The following is a 16,340-nucleotide window of genomic DNA, read 5'->3' on the forward strand; positions in this document are numbered from 1 at the left end:
CTTTTTTCCTGAATTCTTGTTAGTTGGTAGTGGTAGTGGTCAGCAGACCGAGTTCCTTGCCCGCCTGCTCGAAGGCGGCCAGCACTTGCACCAGCTGTGCGCGGGTGTGGGCGGCCGACAGCTGCACGCGGACCCTGGCCTGGCCCATCGGCACGACCGGGTAGAAGAAGCCCGTCACCAGCACGCCCAGCTCATACAGGCGGGCGGCGAATTGTTGCGCCACGGGGGCGTCGAACAGCATCACGGGCACCACCGGATGGGTGCCCGGCTTGATGGTAAAGCCGATGCGCTCGATCTCGCTGCGGAAGAACGCCGTGTTGTCATGCAGGCGGTCGCGCAGTTCCGTCGACTTGGCCAGGCGGGCCAAAACCGACAGCGAGGCGCCGGCGATCGATGGCGCCAGGGTGTTCGAGAACAGATAAGGGCGCGATTTCTGGCGCAGCGTGTCGATGACTTCCTTGCGCGCCGACGTAAAGCCGCCCATGGCGCCGCCCAGGGCCTTGCCCAGCGTGCCCGTGATGATGTCGATGCGGCCCATCACATTGTGGTGTTCGTGCGTGCCGCGGCCCGTCGCGCCCATGAAGCCGGAAGCGTGGCATTCGTCGATCATCACCAGCGCGCCATACTTGTCGGCCAGGTCGCAGATCTTGTCGAGTTGCGCAATCGTGCCATCCATCGAGAACACGCCGTCCGTGACGATGACTTTATGGCGCTTGCCTGCGGCGACGGCCGCTTGCAGCTGCACTTCCAGGTCGGCCATGTCGTTATGCAGGTAGCGGTAGCGGCCAGCCTTGCACAGACGGATGCCGTCGATGATGGAAGCGTGGTTCAGCGCGTCGGAAATGATGGCGTCGTTTTCATCGAACAGGGGCTCGAACACGCCGCCGTTGGCGTCGAATGCGGCCGCGTACAAAATCGTGTCCTCGGTACCGAGGAAGGCGGAAATCGCCTGTTCCAGTTCTTTATGTACGGTTTGCGTGCCGCAGATAAAACGCACGGACGACAGGCCGTAGCCGTATTTTTGCGTGGCGGCAATCGACGCTTCCTGCGTCTGCAGGTCGCCGGACAGGCCCAGGTAGTTGTTCGCACACATATTGATCAGGGTACGGCCATCGTCGCACACCACTTCAGCGCCCTGGCGCGAGGCGATCACGCGCTCGGACTTGTACAAGCCCTGTTGGCGCAGTTGATCGAGATTCTGTTGCAGACCGCTGAAAAAGGTGTTCTTCGCTTGCTCGCTCATGATGATCCTTGTGTGTCCCTGTTGTATGCCTGTTGGCTGTATGGGCCGCCGCTTGACCGGCGCGCGCCATATGCTGTACCGTGAAGCGCTGTTTGAAGTCTGCACGTTTCCGTGTTTTTCCTCAAAATCCACTATTTCGAACTGAAATTCAATATAGTGGATATTACCCAAGCCTATTGAACTTTGCAAGCCACCTGCCGATGAAAACCAGCGTTTCGACCAATTCTCCCCCTGAAGTGGGTGCCACCCTGCAACGGCTGCGCCTGGCGCGCGGCCTGACACTCGAGGATTTGTCGCGCATCGCGGGCGTCTCGAAGTCCATGCTGTCGCAAATCGAGCGCGAAAAAGCCAATCCCACCATCGCCATCACGTGGCGCCTGGCCAACGCCCTGGGCGTGCAGATCGGCGAATTGCTGTCCAGCGCGGAAAAAGCCGTGGAAACCATTCGCATCACGGACGCCCACGAAACCCCTACCCTGCCCGGCGACCACGCGGGCTACGTGCTGCGCATCCTGGGACCGATGGAACTGGCCGGCAAATATGAATGGTATGAAGTGACCCTGGCGCCGGGCGGCGAACTGGCGTCGCAGCCGCACGATCCGGGCACCACCGAGCATTTGACGGTGATCCACGGCAACCTGGAGCTGGAAGTGGGGACGGCGAAGAAAAAGGTCAAGAACGGCGGCACGGCGCGCTATCCGGCGGACCAGCCGCATACGATACGCAATCTGGGCAAGGCGGAAGGCAAGGCATTATTGGTGGTAATCCATAGATAGTTGCTTTTCAGCGGTGTGCAATAAGCTCTTTCGCCCATGCTAAGATTTTGGATTAGACAAGATTTTCACTGTCTTTCATGGAGCCTTAGCAATGACGATTTCCGACAGCACGACCACCTTCCACGACAAGAAAGTCGTCCAGTACGACCCGGACTTGCCCTTCGACGCGTCACCAGGCATCGTCTACCGTTTGTCGCTTGAATACGACGACAAGCGCAAGATGGAGGAACTGATCGCCGGCTTCCTCGCCAAGGCCGACAAGAACGCGCTCGAAGCGCTGATCATCGGCATGTGGGGCGACCCGTACGAATCGGGCGCCGACGAAGTGATGGCCGCGCTGATCGCCCAGGCGCCACAGCTGCCCAACTTGCGCGCCCTGTTCATCGGCGACATGACGTACGAGGAATGCGAAATCTCATGGATCGTGCAAGGCAGCTACAAGCCCCTGCTGGATGCCTTCCCGCTGCTGGAAGAACTGCGCATCCGCGGCGGCAATGAGCTCGTCATCGAGCCGTTCGCCCACCAGCACCTGCGCCGCTTCACCATCGAAGCGGGCGGCCTCGATCAAAAGATCGCCGAGGCGCTGGCGCAATCGAGCATGCCGCAGCTGGAACACCTGGAACTGTGGCTGGGCACGGACGACTATGGCTTCTCGGGCGACGTGGACCTGTACCGCAAGGTGCTGGCGCAGCTGACCGTGCCGACCCTGAAATATCTCGGCTTGCGCGACGCGGAAATCGCCGACGACCTGGCCGTGTGGCTGGCGGAAGAACCGCTGGTGGCGCAGCTCGACATCTTGGACCTGTCGCTGGGCACCATCGGCGACCTGGGCGCCGTGGCCGTGCTCAATCACACGCAGCTGGGCAAGTTGAAGCGCCTGGACCTGTCGCACCACTACATCTCCGAGGAAAACCAGGCGAAACTGAAGGCGCTGCCCTTCGAAGTGGTACTGGACGACCCGCAGGAAGCCGATGAAGACGACGGCGAGACCTACCGCTACGTGGCTGTCGGCGAATAAGCGGAGTTTTATCCTTTGCTGATGCCTCTCACCCTGCTGGCGACACAGGGCAGCAAGCGCGTGCGCCTGATGCTGGCGGCGCGCGCGCAACTGCGCCTGCCACCCGCGCAAGTGCTCGAATGGCGCGACTGGCTGGCGCAGCCGGCGCTGCTGGAGGAGGCATTGCGCCAACCCTGCCTGTTGAAGATCGAGCCGCCCGGCGACGATCCTGCCGCCCATTTGCTGTTGCTGCAGGCGGGCTGCAGGCTGCAGGAGCGCCCGCCGGTCGCAGCGCCCGCGCATGGCGAGCTGCTGGCCATGGACGCGTGGTTCGCCGGTTTTACGGCCGCCATGACGGCCCTGGCGGCGCAACTGCTTGACCTGCCGCACACGCGCGTGGTCAATGCACCGGCCGAAATCAGCCGCATGACGGACAAGCTGGCCTGCCAGCGCCACCTGGCCGCGCACGGCGTGCCGATTCCCGCCCTGCTGGGGCCAGTCGAGAGCTATGAGCACCTGCAGGCGCTGCTGCACGAACATGACCTCGACCGAATCTATTTAAAACCGCGCTACGGCTCGTCCGCGTCGGGCGTCGTCGCCTACCGCAGGAACAAGGCCGGGCGCCAGCAAGCCACCACCTCGGCCGCCTTGTCGCGGGCGGATGGCAAGACCCGCTTGTTCAACGTCAAGCGCATGGCGCGCTACGAATCCGAACACGACATCGCCGCCCTCGTCGATGCGCTGGCCGCGCAGGAACTGTACGCGGAAGCGTGGCTGAACAAGCCGCGCTGCGGCGACAGCCATTACGACCTGCGCGTCGTGACCGTGGCCGGCCAGCCCGCGCACCGCGTGGCGCGCATCGGCAACCAGATGATGACCAATCTGCACCTCGACAACCGGCGCGGCGACGCGTCCGGCCTCTTGAACGCAGCCGACCTGGCCGCGCTGGAGCAAACCGCCGCCCTGGCCGCGCGCGCCTTCCCCGCCAGCCACGTGACGGGCTACGACCTGGTAGTACGCCACGGCCAGGCCCGCGTGCTGGAAGCGAACGCCTTCGGCGACCTGCTGCCCGGCCTTCTCTGGCAAGGCATCGATACTTACACGGCGCAACTGGCCCATGCTTAAAGAAACACCATCCATCCCCGACATGCACGCCGTCGTCGGCAGCCACGACATCGTCTTCCTCACGCTCGACACCCTGCGCTTTGACGTGGCGCAAGCGCTGTACGAGGCGGGCGAACTGCCCGTGCTGGGACGTTTTTTAGCACCGGGCGGCTGGGAACGGCGGCACTCGCCCGCCACGTTCACGTATGCGGCGCACCAGGCCTTCTTCGCGGGTTTTTTGCCCACGCCGGCCACGCCGGGCCGCCACCCGCGCCTGTTCGCTTCCGCCTTTGCGGGCAGCGAAACCACCTCGCCGCACACGTACGCGTTCGAGCAGGCGGACCTGCCCGCCGCGCTGGCCGCGCGCGGCTACCGCACCATCTGCATCGGCGGCGTGGGCTTTTTCAATAAACAGACGGCGCTGGGTTGCGTGCTGCCGTCGCTATTCCAGGAAAGCCACTGGAGCGCGGGCATGGGCGTGGCCAGCCGCCACTCGACGCAAAAACAGGTGGCGCTGGCCATAGCCCGCCTGGCGGACGGCGCGCAGCGCACCTTTTTATTCATCAACGTGGCCGCCCTGCACACGCCGAACCGCGCCTACCTGCCCGGCTGCCGTGCCGATAACCTGGACAGCCACGCGGCGGCCCTGCGCTATGTGGACAGCGCGCTGGCGCCACTGTTTGCCGCCTGCGCCGCGCGCGCACCCACGTTTGCCATCGTCTGCTCGGATCACGGTAGCGCGTATGGCGAAGACGGCTACCGGGGCCATAGAGTGGCCCATGACAGCGTGTGGAATGTGCCGTACGCGCACTTTTTCATCGCCCCCGATACACCTTCCAAGGAATCCCCACCGTGAACCCTTCCGAACAGCCTGGCACTTTGGCGCAGCGCATGCGCCACACGCCCTACCAGGCGTATTCCTATTCGTATCCGCACAAGGCGGCTTACCGCGCCTTGCCGCAGGCGGCGCCGCTGGGCCCCCTGTGGGCGCAGCAAGACCGCTCCGCCCTGTTCGCGTATATCCATATTCCGTTCTGCGAGATGCGCTGCGGCTTTTGCAACCTGTTCGCCATGGCGCGCCCAAGTACCGACATGGTCGAGCGCTACGTGCAGCAAGTGCTGGTGCAGATGCGCGCACTCAACGGCGCGCTGGGCGAACGGCGCTTCGCCCGCTTCGCACTGGGCGGCGGCACGCCCACCTATCTGTCGCCCGCGCAGTTGGACACCCTGCTGTGCGGCGCGCGCGACATCCTCGGCATCGACCTGCAACACACGCCGGCCGGCATCGAAGCGTCGCCCGAAACCATCACGGCCGAGCGCCTGGCCGTCTGCCGCGCGCATGGCATCGACCGCGTCAGCCTGGGCATCCAGAGCTTTGCCGCCGGCGAGATGCGCGCGCTGGCACGCCCCCAGCAAAACGCCACCGTCCATCACGCCATCGGCCTGATACGCGCTGCCGGCTTCCCGACGCTGAACCTGGACCTGATCTACGGCATCGCGGGGCAAACCGTCGCCAGCCTGCTGGCCTCCATCGACAGCGCGCTGACGTTTGCGCCCGAGGAAATCTATCTGTATCCGCTGTACGTGCGCGAGCAGACGGGTCTTGGAAAAGTGGCGCGCCGCCAGGGCGCGCAATCGCTCAACCCCATCATGCTGGCGCAGGAAGGCGACAGCCGCCTGGCCCTGTACGCGGCCGCGCGCGACCATTTGCGCGCCCAGGGCTATGAGCAGGTGTCGATGCGCATGTTCCGCGCACCCCATGCGCCCGAGCAGAATGGTCCCTCGTACTGCTGCCAGAATGACGGCATGGTGGGCCTGGGCGCGGGCGCCCGCTCCTACACGACCAAGCTGCACTACTCCAGCGAGTACGCCGTGGCGCGGCTTGACACCATCAACATCATCGACAACTACCTGGCGCTCGATGAAGCGCGCTTCGCGCAGGCCGAACACGGTTACCAGCTCGATGATGCGGAACAGCGCCGACGCTACGTGATCCAGTCGCTATTGACGCAGCCTGGCCTGGACCGAGATGCCTACGCGGCGCGCTTCGGCAGCCGCTGCGAACAGGACTTGCCGCAACTGGCCGAGCTGCACGCGCTGGAATTAGTGGAAGAAAACGGCCCGTTGCTGCGCCTGAACGACCGGGGCTACAGCTACGCCGACACCATCGGCCCCTGGCTGGCCTCCGAGACGGTGCGCGCGCTGATGGCCGAAGGCGGCCAGGCATGCTGACAGCGCCAGCAGCAACGCTGTCCCTGCTGTACCGCGGCACGCTGGCCAGCTGCAATTACGCCTGCGGCTACTGCCCGTTTGCCAAGAAGCGCGACAGCCGCGCCGCGCTGGCCCGCGACGCGCGCGAAGTGGCGCGTTTTACCAGCTGGGTGGCGGCGCAAAACCGGAACATCAGTATCCTGTTCACGCCCTGGGGCGAAGCGCTGGTGCGGCGCCACTACCGCGCGGCCATGCAAACCCTGGCAACCTTGCCGCACGTGCGCCAGGTGGCGCTGCAGACGAATCTGTCCGGCCCCTTGAGCTGGCTGGAGAACATGGACGGGCTGGACAAGATCGGCCTGTGGTGCACCTACCACCCGGACCAGACGACCCTGGCCCGCTTTCTCACGCGCTGCGCGCGCCTCGATGCGATGGGCGTGCGCTACTCCGTCGGCGTCGTGGCGATGAACGAGCACCTGGACGCCATCCGCGCCCTGCGCGCGGCCCTGCCGGCGCACATCTACCTGTGGCTGAACGCGTACGACCGGCGTGGCCCCGGCTACTACAGCGAACAAGACCTGGCCTGGCTCGACGCCATCGACCCGTGGTTCGCGCAAAACCGCCGCCCATCGCCCTCGCGCAATAAACCGTGCCTGGCGGGCGAAGCGTCGCTGTCCGTCGATGGCGACGGCGAACTGGCGCGCTGCCATTTCGTGCCCGAGCGACTGGGGAATTTATATGAGGATGACTTGGCCGACATGCTGCGGGAACGCAGCTGCCCGCGCTTCAAGTGCGATTGCTACATCGGCTATGCGCAGCGCAAGGATTTGCCGTTTCAGGCCGTGTTTGGGGAGGGGGTATTGGCGAGGATTAAGGAGGCAGGCCAGCGTAGGTCGGATTAGCGGCGGCACGCCGCGTAATCCGACACATTGTTGGCGCTGGTAGTGTCGGATTACGCGCGGCGATGCCGCGCTAATCCGACCTACCGTGTTTTATTGTGCCGCCACCTTGGCCGGCTCCGCCACTACCGGCGTCATCTTCAGCGAACGGCTGAGGAAACCCCAGCGGTCGGCCACTTCTTCGATCTGCTTGGTCGTCGGCTTGCCGGCGCCATGACCGGCCTTGCTGTCGATGCGGATCAGCACGGGTGCCGGGCCGCCTTGCGCTGCCTGGGCGGCGGCGGCAAACTTGAAGCTGTGGGCTGGCACGACGCGGTCGTCATGGTCGGCCGTGGTGATCATGGTGGCCGGATAGCAGCCGCCCGCCTTCAGGTTATGCAACGGCGAGTATTTCACCAGCGCCTTGAATTGCTCGGCGTCGTCCGACGAACCATAGTCAGGCACCCAGCCCCAGCCCACGGTGAACTTGTGGAAGCGCAACATGTCGAGCACGCCCACTTGCGGAATCGCTGCCGCGAACAGGTCGGGACGCTGCGTCATGGCCGCGCCGACCAGCAGGCCGCCATTGCTGCCGCCGCCGATCGCCAGCTTCGATGGCGAGGTGACCTTGTTGTCCACCAGCCATTGCGCCGCGCCGATGAAATCGTCGAACACGTTTTGCTTGTTCAGCTTGGTCCCAGCCTGGTGCCAGGCTTCGCCGTATTCTCCGCCGCCGCGCAGGTTGGCCATCACGTAGACGCCGCCCATTTCCACCCAGGCAAGATTTGCCACGGAGAAGCTCGGCGTCAGCGATACATTGAAGCCGCCATAGCCGTACAGATAGGTCGGGTTGGAGCCATCGAGCTTCATGCCTTTTTTCGAGACGATGAACATCGGCACCTTGGTGCCGTCGCGGCTGGTGAAGAATTGCTGGCGCGTTTCAAAGGCGTTCGGGTCGAAATCGACCTTCGGCTGGCGGTACACCGTGCTCTTGCCCGATTTCATGTCGTAGCGGTAGATGGTCGCCGGCGTCGTGAAACTGGTGAACGAGTAGAACGTTTCCGTGTCGCCACGCTTGCCCGCAAAGCCACCGGCCGAACCGATGCCCGGCAAGGCTACTTCGCGCACCAGCTTGCCGTTCAGGTCGACGATCTTGATTTGCGTTTGCGCATCTTTCAAGTAGTCGAGCACCAGCTGGTTGTTGATCAGGTTGACGGCGACCAGGGTTTCCGCGCTTTGCGGCACGATTTCCTTCCAGTCGGCGGGCGCAGGTTTACGCGTATCGATGGCGATCACGCGCGATTTCGGCGCCTTGTTGTCCGTCTTGAAGAAGAACACGGGGCCGTCGTTGTCGATGAACGAGTACGATGCGTCGAATTCTTCCAGCAAGCCCACGACCTTGGCATTCTTCTGGCGCAAGTCCTTGTAAAAAACGCGGTTCTTGCGTTCCGTGCCCTGCGTGGCCGTGATGATCAGGTAATTGCCGTCGTCGCTGACGGTGCTGCCGCCGAACGCCCATTCCTTCTGGTCGGGACGGTCGAAGACCAGCACGTCGTCGCTTTGCGGCGTGCCGATCTTGTGGAAATACAATTTCTGGAAGTAATTGATATCGGCCAGCTTGGTGGCTTCGTTCGGTGCGTCATAGCGGCTGTAGAAGAAACCGGTGTTGTCCTTGGTCCACGAAGCGCCCGAGAACTTGGCCCACTTGATATGGTCCGTCAAATCCTTGCCCGATTCGATGTCGCGCACTTTCCACTCGTTCCAGTCGGAACCGGAAGCGGACGTGGCATACGCCAGGTATTTGCCGTTCGGGCTGATCGAAGTGCCGGCCAGCGCCACCGTGCCGTCGGTCGACAGGGTGTTCGGGTCCAGCAGCAGGCGCGGCTCGTCGGACAGTTTTTTCACCGTGTACAGCACGGCCTGGTTCTGCAAGCCGTCATTGCGGCTGTAGAAATAGCGGCCGCCCTGCTTCGTTGGCGTAGTGAAGCGCTCATAGTTCCACAGCTTGGTCAGGCGCTGCTTGATCGCCGCGCGCTCGGGGATGGTGCCCAGGTACGACTGCGTCAGCTTGTTTTGCGCCGCCACCCATTCGCCCGTCTCGGCGCTGTTGGCGTCTTCCAGCCAGCGGTAGGGGTCAGCGATGGTGGTGCCGAAATAGCTGTCTTGCTGGTCGACTTTTTTGCTGACCGGATACGTCACGGGGACGCCATCGCCGGCCGGGCAGGATTGTGCCAGGGCATTGCCACCGAAAGCGGCCAGCAAGCTGAATATGAGGGTTGCACTACGTAATTGCATGGGTTGTTGTCTCATTGTTGGATGTCGAAGAAAGCAGGCCGTTCAAACTCACGCTGCGGCTGCCCATGTTGACTTTCGCCAAGAGAAATCATAGCGCGGATTGCCACTTTTAAAGCACAGTTATCTGATGAATTTGCCGTCTTTTGTTTGGGTAATTTACATGAATCACCGTGATAAATCGCGTTTTTGGCGAGAATCGGCAAACTGACGGGCAGGCAAGAAACATTATCAAAAGCTAATACGTTTCATCAAGCCGTCATAAATCTTCCTTACCATAGGCAACATGTTCATGGCCCGTCCAGAGGCCGTGCCGCCACATCCTCCTATGCACACTCTCGCCCTCCCTTCCGTCACCGCCGCGCCGCCCGGCGCGATGCCATCGAATGTGGCTTACCTGAAGCCTCCATCTACCCCCATGAACATCGAAGGAACGGATGCCTTGCACGATATCCTGGCGGGCCGCAAGCTCAGCGCCCTGTTCCAGCCCATCATCCACATGCACAGCGGCGACATCATCGGCTACGAAGGCTTGATACGGGGACCGTCCGACAGCCCCCTGCACGCGCCGATGAATCTGTTCAAGGTGGCGCGCGCGCATGACCTGACGCTGGAGGTGGAACACCTGTGCCGGCAAGTGGTGCTCGAGCGCTTTGCCGAACTGCAGCTGCCGGGAAAACTGTTTCTCAACGTCAGCCCCGAATGCCTGCTGCTGCGCAATGCGCGCCATGGCGAAACCCTGGAGTACATCGAGCACATCGGCATCAATCCGGATCGTGTCATCATCGAGCTGACGGAAAACCAGCCCACCTACGATTACGAGCTGATGCGCGAAGCGGTGCTGCACTATCGCAACATGGGATTCCAGATCGCCATCGACGACCTGGGCGAAGGCTTTTCCAGCCTGCGCCTGTGGTCGGAATTGCGCCCGGAATACGTGAAAATCGACATGCATTTCATCCAGGGCATCAATCATGACCCCGTGAAACTGCAGTTCGTGCGCTCGATCCAGGAAATCGCGGAAAAATCGGGCACCCTGGTGATCGCCGAAGGCATCGAGGCGCAAACGGAATTGCTGGTCTTGCGCGACCTGGGCGTGGCGTTTGGACAAGGCTATCACCTGGGCCGGCCCAATGCCGTGCCGGCGCGCGCGCTGCCGGCCGAAGTGGTGCAGGCGCTGGGACGCAACGGCGTGGCCGTGTATCCGCAGCGCAGCAGCCTGGAAAAGAACGGCGCCAGCATCCGCAAACTGCTGCACCGCGTGGCAGCCGTCTCGCCGCAACTCAATAATAACGAGGTGTACGATATCTTCCTGAAGGAACCGAAGCTGATGATCATCCCCGTCGTCGATGACGGCGTGCCGCTGGGCCTGATCAGCCGCTTCGAGATGATCGACCACTTCGCCCGCCCCTACCAGCGTGAACTGTATGGCAAGAAATCGTGCAGCCTGTTCATGGATGCCACGCCCCTGATCGCCGACCACGAGACGAGCTTGCAGGAACTCAGCTACACCATGGTGCAGTCCGACGCCCACCACCTGTTCAACGGCTTCATCATCACCGAGCACGGCCGCTACCTGGGCATGGGCACAGGACACGACCTGATGCGCGAAATCACGCAGATGCAGATCAACGCGGCCCGCTATGCCAACCCGCTGACGCAACTGCCCGGCAACGTGCCCATCAACGAGCATATCGACCGTTTATTGCACAGTGGCAGCCGCTTCTGGGTCTGCTATTGCGACCTCGACCACTTCAAGCCCTTCAACGACGTGTATGGCTACCGCAAGGGCGACGACGTGATCCAGCTGACGGGAGAAATCCTCAGCGGCCATTGCGACCCGAACCGCGACTTCATCGGCCACATCGGCGGCGACGATTTCATGATCCTGTTCCAGAGCGAAGACTGGGAAACGCGCTGCCAGGCCATCCTGGAACGCTTTGCCGCCGCCATCCTCGCCTATTACAGCACGGGCGACTGCGAACGGGGCGGCTACATCAGCGAAGACCGGCAGGGCAAGAAAGTGTTTTATTCGTTGATCAGCCTGTCGCTGGGCGTCATCAAGGTCGAGGCGCACCAGTACTACACGCACCATCAGATTGCCACGCAGGCGGCGGAAGCGAAGAAGCAGGCGAAGAAAATCCACGGTAACAGCCTGTTCCTGGACCGGCGGCAAGGCACGGGCGTGGCGCGCATGGATGCGTAGCTTGGGGCAATAGTCAGAAGCTGGACGGGGACAGGCTACGCTCAATCAAATACGCACGAGGTCGTCAAACGCATTGCTGCCGCGCGTATCGGGCACGAATGCCAGGCTGACGCGTGCCTCATCGCGGCGCGCCTGCAGACGGTAGGTGCCTGCGGGCACGTCCACGAACAGGCCGCCATATGCCGTGTCCGGTTCCAGGCCGCCACCCGTCACGTCTTCCCCCGCGCCGATGAAGACGCGGCCCGAGGCGACGGTCAGATGCACGACTACCTGCGGCTCGGCAAGTTCGGCGTGCAAGGCGATTTCATACGCGCCGTCGCCGCCCACATTGAAAAACGCCACGTGCCCCGCATTCACGGCCGCCAGTTCCGCGCTGGGGAGGCTCCACCAGTCGCAATCATCTTCCAGCCTGTGGCGCAGGAGCGCCGGGTCGAACACGCACACGGTGGCCGTGCCGGTCACAATGCTCGTCATGCCGCCAGCGGCGCAGGTCCCAGCAGGGGCTGACTCTCCACGTATTGCGCGCTGGCTTGCGCCTGCCAAGGGAAATGGCCATCGCGCGAAGGCCAGACGATCTGGTACAAGGTAAAATCATCGCCCTGGTAATACCAGCGCGCATAGCCGACATAGTTGCGGTATTGCTCAACGGGCACGCGCACAAAGGCGCACTGATGGCCTTCCAGCAAGGCGTCCGTGGTGGCCGTGAAATCCGCGATGGCGCCGCTGCGCGCGGCGTCCAGCGCCACGTCGAGTATCTGGTGGGCCATGGCGCGCGGCAAGCCCATGATGAGAAATTCAGGCTGGCCAAAGCTGTGGCAGGCACCTATCGTGAAGGCATAGCCGGGACCGACTTCATCAGCACTGATATGGACGCCATGCCAGCCATGCGTGGCGATGTCGTCGATGACTTTTTGCTCGGATGCATCCTCGCCTGCCTGCCTTACCATGTTCCACCTTTCACTGTGCCAAAAACCGCGCCGCCTTTGCGACATGCCTTTCGGCAATTATCGCATGCAGCGCGCGTCCGTGCGCGCACGCTGCCGGCGCTTCAGTTTGGCGGCGGCAGCGGCGGGGAACGCCCCTGATGCCCCTGATACCACTGCCGCATGCGCTGCTGCGCCTCCAGCAACTGTGCCGGTTCCAGCCTGGCAGCCGCCGCTTCCCTGGCCTTGACCGCCCCGCTATCGCCGCCCTCGGCCGCCAGCGCCAGCCACATGTAGCCGCACAGCACATCCTTCACCACGCCGCGCCCGCTGTTATACATGCCGCCCAGGTTGTACTGCGCCAGCGCATGGCCCTGGCCGGCCGCGCGCGCATACCATTGCACGGCCAGGCCGTCGTCTTGCGACACGCCATGGCCGTTCGCATACATGACGCCCAGATTGTTTTGCGCGCTGGCATCGCCCTGCTCGGCGGCCGTGCGGTACCAGCGCACGGCGCAGACCTCGTCGCGTTCCACGCCCTGGCCATTGGCATACATCACGCCCAGGTTGAACTGCGCATTCGACGCGCCCTGGGCCGCAGCCCTGGCATACCAGTCTAGCGCCTGACGCAAGTCGCGGGCGATGCCGCGCCCGCCCGCATACATGCCGCCCAGATTGTATTGCGCCATGCAATGGCCCTGCAGGGCGGCGCGCCGGTACCAGGCCACGGCGCGCGCCTCGTCCCGGTCCACACCCTGGCCTCGCGCCAGCATCAGGCCCAGGTTGAACTGGGCGTCGGCGTCATCCTGCTCGGCCGCCCGCTGCAGCCAGGCATAGGCGCGCAGCTGGTCGGGCGCCACGCCCAGGCCTTCCGCATACGCCACGCCGAGTTGCCGCTGCGCCACCGCCAAGCCCTGGGCGGCGGCCTGGCGGAACCAGGCCAGCGCCTGCGCATCGCTTTGCACCACGCCCTGCCCCCGCTTGTAGACGAGTCCCAGGTTCAGCTGCGCCTGCGCATCGCCCTGCAAGGCTGCCTTGCGGAACCAGGCCAGCGCCAGCGCATCGTTCTTTTTCGTGCCCAACCCCTGGGCATACGCTTCGCCCAGCATGGATTGCGCGCTGGCCACGCCCTGTTCGGAGGCGCGGTAAAACCACGCCAGGGCCAACTCGTCGCTCTGCGGCACGCCCCGTCCCTTGCGGTACATCTGCCCCAGGTTTTGCTGCGCCGAGGCATCGCCCTGGGCGGCGGCGCGGCGAAACCACAGCACGGCGTCCTCGTCGCTCGGCGCCACGCCGCGGCCGTGGTAATACAGGGCGCCCAGGTGGTTCTGCGCAAACGCCAGCCCTTGCAGCGCGGCCAGGCGCAGCCAGACAAAGGCGCGCGCATCGTCCTGCGCCACGCCTTCACCCTTCTTGTACATCAAGCCCAGGTTGAACTGGGCATAGGCATTGCCCTGTTCGGCAGCCGTGCGGAACCAGATATACGCCTGGTGGCTATCTCTGGCAGTATGGTGCTTGTCCATGTGCGCCCCCATCCACATTGCGCTTGCCGGCAGCAAGCGCAAAACGGCGGCCCAGGGCGGCGAAATCGTGTGTGTTGCCTAAATTTTAAATTCGATGCGGGGGAAGGACTTGAGCAGGCTCAAACGAAATAACAAAATTATATCGTTTTGATGAGCCCGCCTGTAGGCGATGCGGAGATCAGCGGCGTGATGGATGTTTTTGCAGGAATTGCGGCACTTTTGCGGCGGCCAGCTTGTTCAGCGACACCAGCAGGTCGGCGTCGACGTCGGCGATGCCATAGCTGCTGCGCAAATGGCGGCCGATATGGATCAGCACTTGCGCCGCCACTTCCGCATCGGACTCGGCCCTGTGGGCGGCGCTCTTGAAGGCGATGCCCAGCTGGCTCGACAGCAGCCCCAGCTTGTAGCTGGACAGGCCGGGAAACACGCGGCGCGACAGTTTCAAGGAGCACACGAGCGACTGGTGCGCCGGTGTCAGGTTCAGCCTGGCGCTTTCCGCGCGCAGGAATTTCTCATCGAAGCTGGCATTGTGCGCCGACAAGGCATCGCTGCCGATAAAATCCAGCAACTGCGGCACCACCTCGGCCACGGGCGGCGCCTTGTCCACCATCGCCTGCGTGATGCCCGTCAAGCCCGTGATGAACGAGGGAATGCGCGCATTGCAGTTGATCAGGGTCACATAGCGGTCCGTGATCCGCCCGCCCTCGATGCGCAAGGCCGCCACCTCCGTGATGCGGTCGCCCATGTCGGGAGACAAGCCGGTCGTCTCGAAGTCGATCATGACGATCGGTTTGTCAAACACATTCATGGGGCGTTCTTTCGTGGCTACAGCAATGGGCGATACTCAATGGGTGCTGATTATCAACCAAATTTACGCACGGCGTCCAGCGCCAATCCCGCACCGATACTGCCGAACAAGTCGCCTTCGACCTTGCGCGCGGCCGGCACCAGGGCGGCGATCTTTTCGCGCAACAAGCGCACGCCGGAAGAGCCGCCAGTAAAGAACACGGTATCGACGGCTTCCGGCGCCACGCCCGCGTCGCGCAGCAGCCGCAGCACGGTTTCTTCCACGGAACCGCACAGGTGACCGATGGCGTCGTCGAATTGCGTGCGTTTCAGCAACAGGCTTTGCGCGGGCGACAGACGATCCAGCTCCAGCTGCACTTCGGCCGCGTCGGACAGGGCGATCTTGCCCTCTTCCACCTTCATGGCCAGCCAGTGGCCGGCGCGCTCGTCGATCAGCTTTTGCAAGCGCCCCATCTTGTCTTGCTCACGCGCATCGCGGCACACATCGGCCAGCTGCACCCAGATCTTCTTCGTGTACGCCAGGTTGATGGTGTGCCAGGTCGCCAGGTTGAAATAATAGCTGGACGGCACTTCGCTATTGTTGTGCAGCCGGCTGCCATAGCCGAGCAGAGGCATGACGGAAGACAGACTCAGGTATTTATCGAAGTCCGTGCCGCCGATGTGCACGCCGCCCGTGGCGAGGATGTCATCACGCCGCTCGGCCTTTTTCGCCCGTTCAGGCGACAGGCGTACCAGCGAAAAGTCGGAAGTACCGCCACCGATGTCGGCGATCAGCACCAGCTCTTCCTTGGTGATCTGCGACTCGTAGTCGAAGGCGGCGGCAATCGGCTCGAACTGGAAGGCGACATCCTTGAAGCCCACGGAACGGGCCACGTCGGCCAGGGTGTCCTGCGCCAGCTGGTCGGCCTGCGCATTGTCGTCGATAAAGAAGACGGGACGACCGAACACGGCGGACGAAAATTCGCGGCCGGCGGATTGCTCGGCGCGGCGTTTCACTTCGCCAATGAATTGTGCCAACAACATGCGAAATGGCAAGGCGCGGCCGCCCACTTCCGTCTGGCCGTCGATGAGGCTGGTGCCCAGCAAGCTTTTCAGCGAGCGCATCAAACGCCCCTCGTAACCGGCCAGATAGCCGGCCAGCGCCGCGCGGCCGAAACTGACTTCCTCGTCTTCCGCATTGAAGAAGACAACGGACGGTAAGGTCGTCTTGCCATCTTCCAGGCCGAGCATGGTGCTCTGCCCGGGACGTGCCCAGCCTACCGTGGAATTTGACGTGCCGAAATCGACGCCGCAAGCATTGGCCATGTCGACCCTTCCCTGAATAAAGGGGCGTTATCTTATCAGAAGGCACGCCATTGCACCAGCAAAACCCGTTCGGCT

The 16,340-nt window shown here is 63.2% G+C and carries 14 protein-coding genes; 7 read left to right on the forward strand and 7 right to left on the reverse strand.

Going from position 1 to position 16,340, the window contains the following annotated elements; genetic code table 11:
• Positions 1-19: 19 nt before the first annotated feature.
• Complete coding sequence (gene kbl / locus KY494_RS03500) at positions 20-1,243, reverse strand: glycine C-acetyltransferase (RefSeq protein WP_219889921.1); 1,224 nt, start codon at positions 1,241-1,243, stop codon at positions 20-22.
• A 200-nt stretch (positions 1,244-1,443) separates the two neighbouring features.
• Between kbl and KY494_RS03505 the strand changes: the two genes are divergently transcribed.
• The 6 genes from KY494_RS03505 (at position 1,444) to KY494_RS03530 (ending at position 7,233) form a co-directional block, all read left to right on the forward strand.
• Positions 1,444-2,019, forward strand: coding sequence for a helix-turn-helix domain-containing protein (locus KY494_RS03505; protein WP_219889922.1), 576 nt, complete (start codon positions 1,444-1,446; stop codon positions 2,017-2,019).
• A gap of 91 nt (positions 2,020-2,110) precedes the next feature.
• Positions 2,111-3,037 (forward strand): STM4015 family protein, encoded by a 927-nt coding sequence (locus tag KY494_RS03510; protein ID WP_219889923.1) that lies wholly within the window; start codon positions 2,111-2,113, stop codon positions 3,035-3,037.
• A gap of 21 nt (positions 3,038-3,058) precedes the next feature.
• The gene (locus KY494_RS03515) at positions 3,059-4,141 is read left to right on the forward strand and encodes an STM4014 family protein (protein WP_258195000.1); all 1,083 of its coding nucleotides are present in this window, start codon (positions 3,059-3,061) and stop codon (positions 4,139-4,141) included.
• Positions 4,134-4,976 (forward strand): STM4013/SEN3800 family hydrolase, encoded by an 843-nt coding sequence (locus KY494_RS03520; RefSeq protein ID WP_258194636.1) that lies wholly within the window; start codon positions 4,134-4,136, stop codon positions 4,974-4,976. Before KY494_RS03515 ends, KY494_RS03520 begins: the two co-directional genes overlap by 8 nt.
• Positions 4,973-6,352, forward strand: coding sequence for an STM4012 family radical SAM protein (locus tag KY494_RS03525; protein ID WP_219889925.1), 1,380 nt, complete (start codon positions 4,973-4,975; stop codon positions 6,350-6,352). The genes KY494_RS03520 and KY494_RS03525 overlap by 4 nt, the downstream gene beginning before the upstream one ends.
• Complete coding sequence (locus KY494_RS03530; RefSeq protein WP_219889926.1) at positions 6,346-7,233, forward strand: STM4011 family radical SAM protein; 888 nt, start codon at positions 6,346-6,348, stop codon at positions 7,231-7,233. The genes KY494_RS03525 and KY494_RS03530 overlap by 7 nt, the downstream gene beginning before the upstream one ends.
• A gap of 90 nt (positions 7,234-7,323) precedes the next feature.
• Here KY494_RS03530 and KY494_RS03535 read toward each other — a convergent pair whose 3' ends face one another.
• A complete protein-coding gene (locus KY494_RS03535; protein ID WP_219889927.1) occupies positions 7,324-9,504 on the reverse strand; it encodes a prolyl oligopeptidase family protein in 2,181 nt (726 codons plus the stop codon).
• A 415-nt stretch (positions 9,505-9,919) separates the two neighbouring features.
• On the opposite strand from KY494_RS03535, the gene KY494_RS03540 reads away from it, so the two are divergent.
• Positions 9,920-11,707: a GGDEF domain-containing protein gene (locus KY494_RS03540; RefSeq protein ID WP_219889928.1), complete on the forward strand. Its 1,788-nt coding sequence runs from the start codon at positions 9,920-9,922 to the stop codon at positions 11,705-11,707.
• A 45-nt stretch (positions 11,708-11,752) separates the two neighbouring features.
• On the opposite strand, the gene KY494_RS03545 is transcribed toward KY494_RS03540, so the two are convergent.
• The 5 genes from KY494_RS03545 to KY494_RS03565 all read right to left on the reverse strand — a co-directional run bounded on the left by KY494_RS03545 (position 11,753) and on the right by KY494_RS03565 (position 16,265).
• Positions 11,753-12,181 carry a DUF6386 family protein gene (locus KY494_RS03545; RefSeq protein WP_219889929.1) on the reverse strand — a complete coding sequence of 143 codons (429 nt, stop codon included), beginning with the start codon at positions 12,179-12,181 and terminating at the stop codon, positions 11,753-11,755.
• Positions 12,178-12,654: a DUF4262 domain-containing protein gene (locus KY494_RS03550; protein ID WP_219135245.1), complete on the reverse strand. Its 477-nt coding sequence runs from the start codon at positions 12,652-12,654 to the stop codon at positions 12,178-12,180. The genes KY494_RS03545 and KY494_RS03550 overlap by 4 nt, the downstream gene beginning before the upstream one ends.
• Positions 12,655-12,755: 101 nt before the next feature.
• Positions 12,756-14,153, reverse strand: a complete 1,398-nt coding sequence (locus tag KY494_RS29970) for a tetratricopeptide repeat protein (protein WP_219889930.1) — start codon at positions 14,151-14,153, stop codon at positions 12,756-12,758.
• Between the two features lie 178 nt (positions 14,154-14,331).
• Positions 14,332-14,961, reverse strand: coding sequence for a PolC-type DNA polymerase III (locus KY494_RS03560; protein ID WP_219889931.1), 630 nt, complete (start codon positions 14,959-14,961; stop codon positions 14,332-14,334).
• A 53-nt stretch (positions 14,962-15,014) separates the two neighbouring features.
• On the reverse strand, positions 15,015-16,265 hold the full coding sequence (locus KY494_RS03565; protein ID WP_219889932.1) for an Hsp70 family protein: 1,251 nt from the start codon (positions 16,263-16,265) through the stop codon (positions 15,015-15,017).
• Between the last annotated feature and the right edge of the window lie 75 nt (positions 16,266-16,340).

The organism is Janthinobacterium sp. PAMC25594, assembly GCF_019443505.1.
Lineage (GTDB): Bacteria > Pseudomonadota > Gammaproteobacteria > Burkholderiales > Burkholderiaceae_D > Janthinobacterium.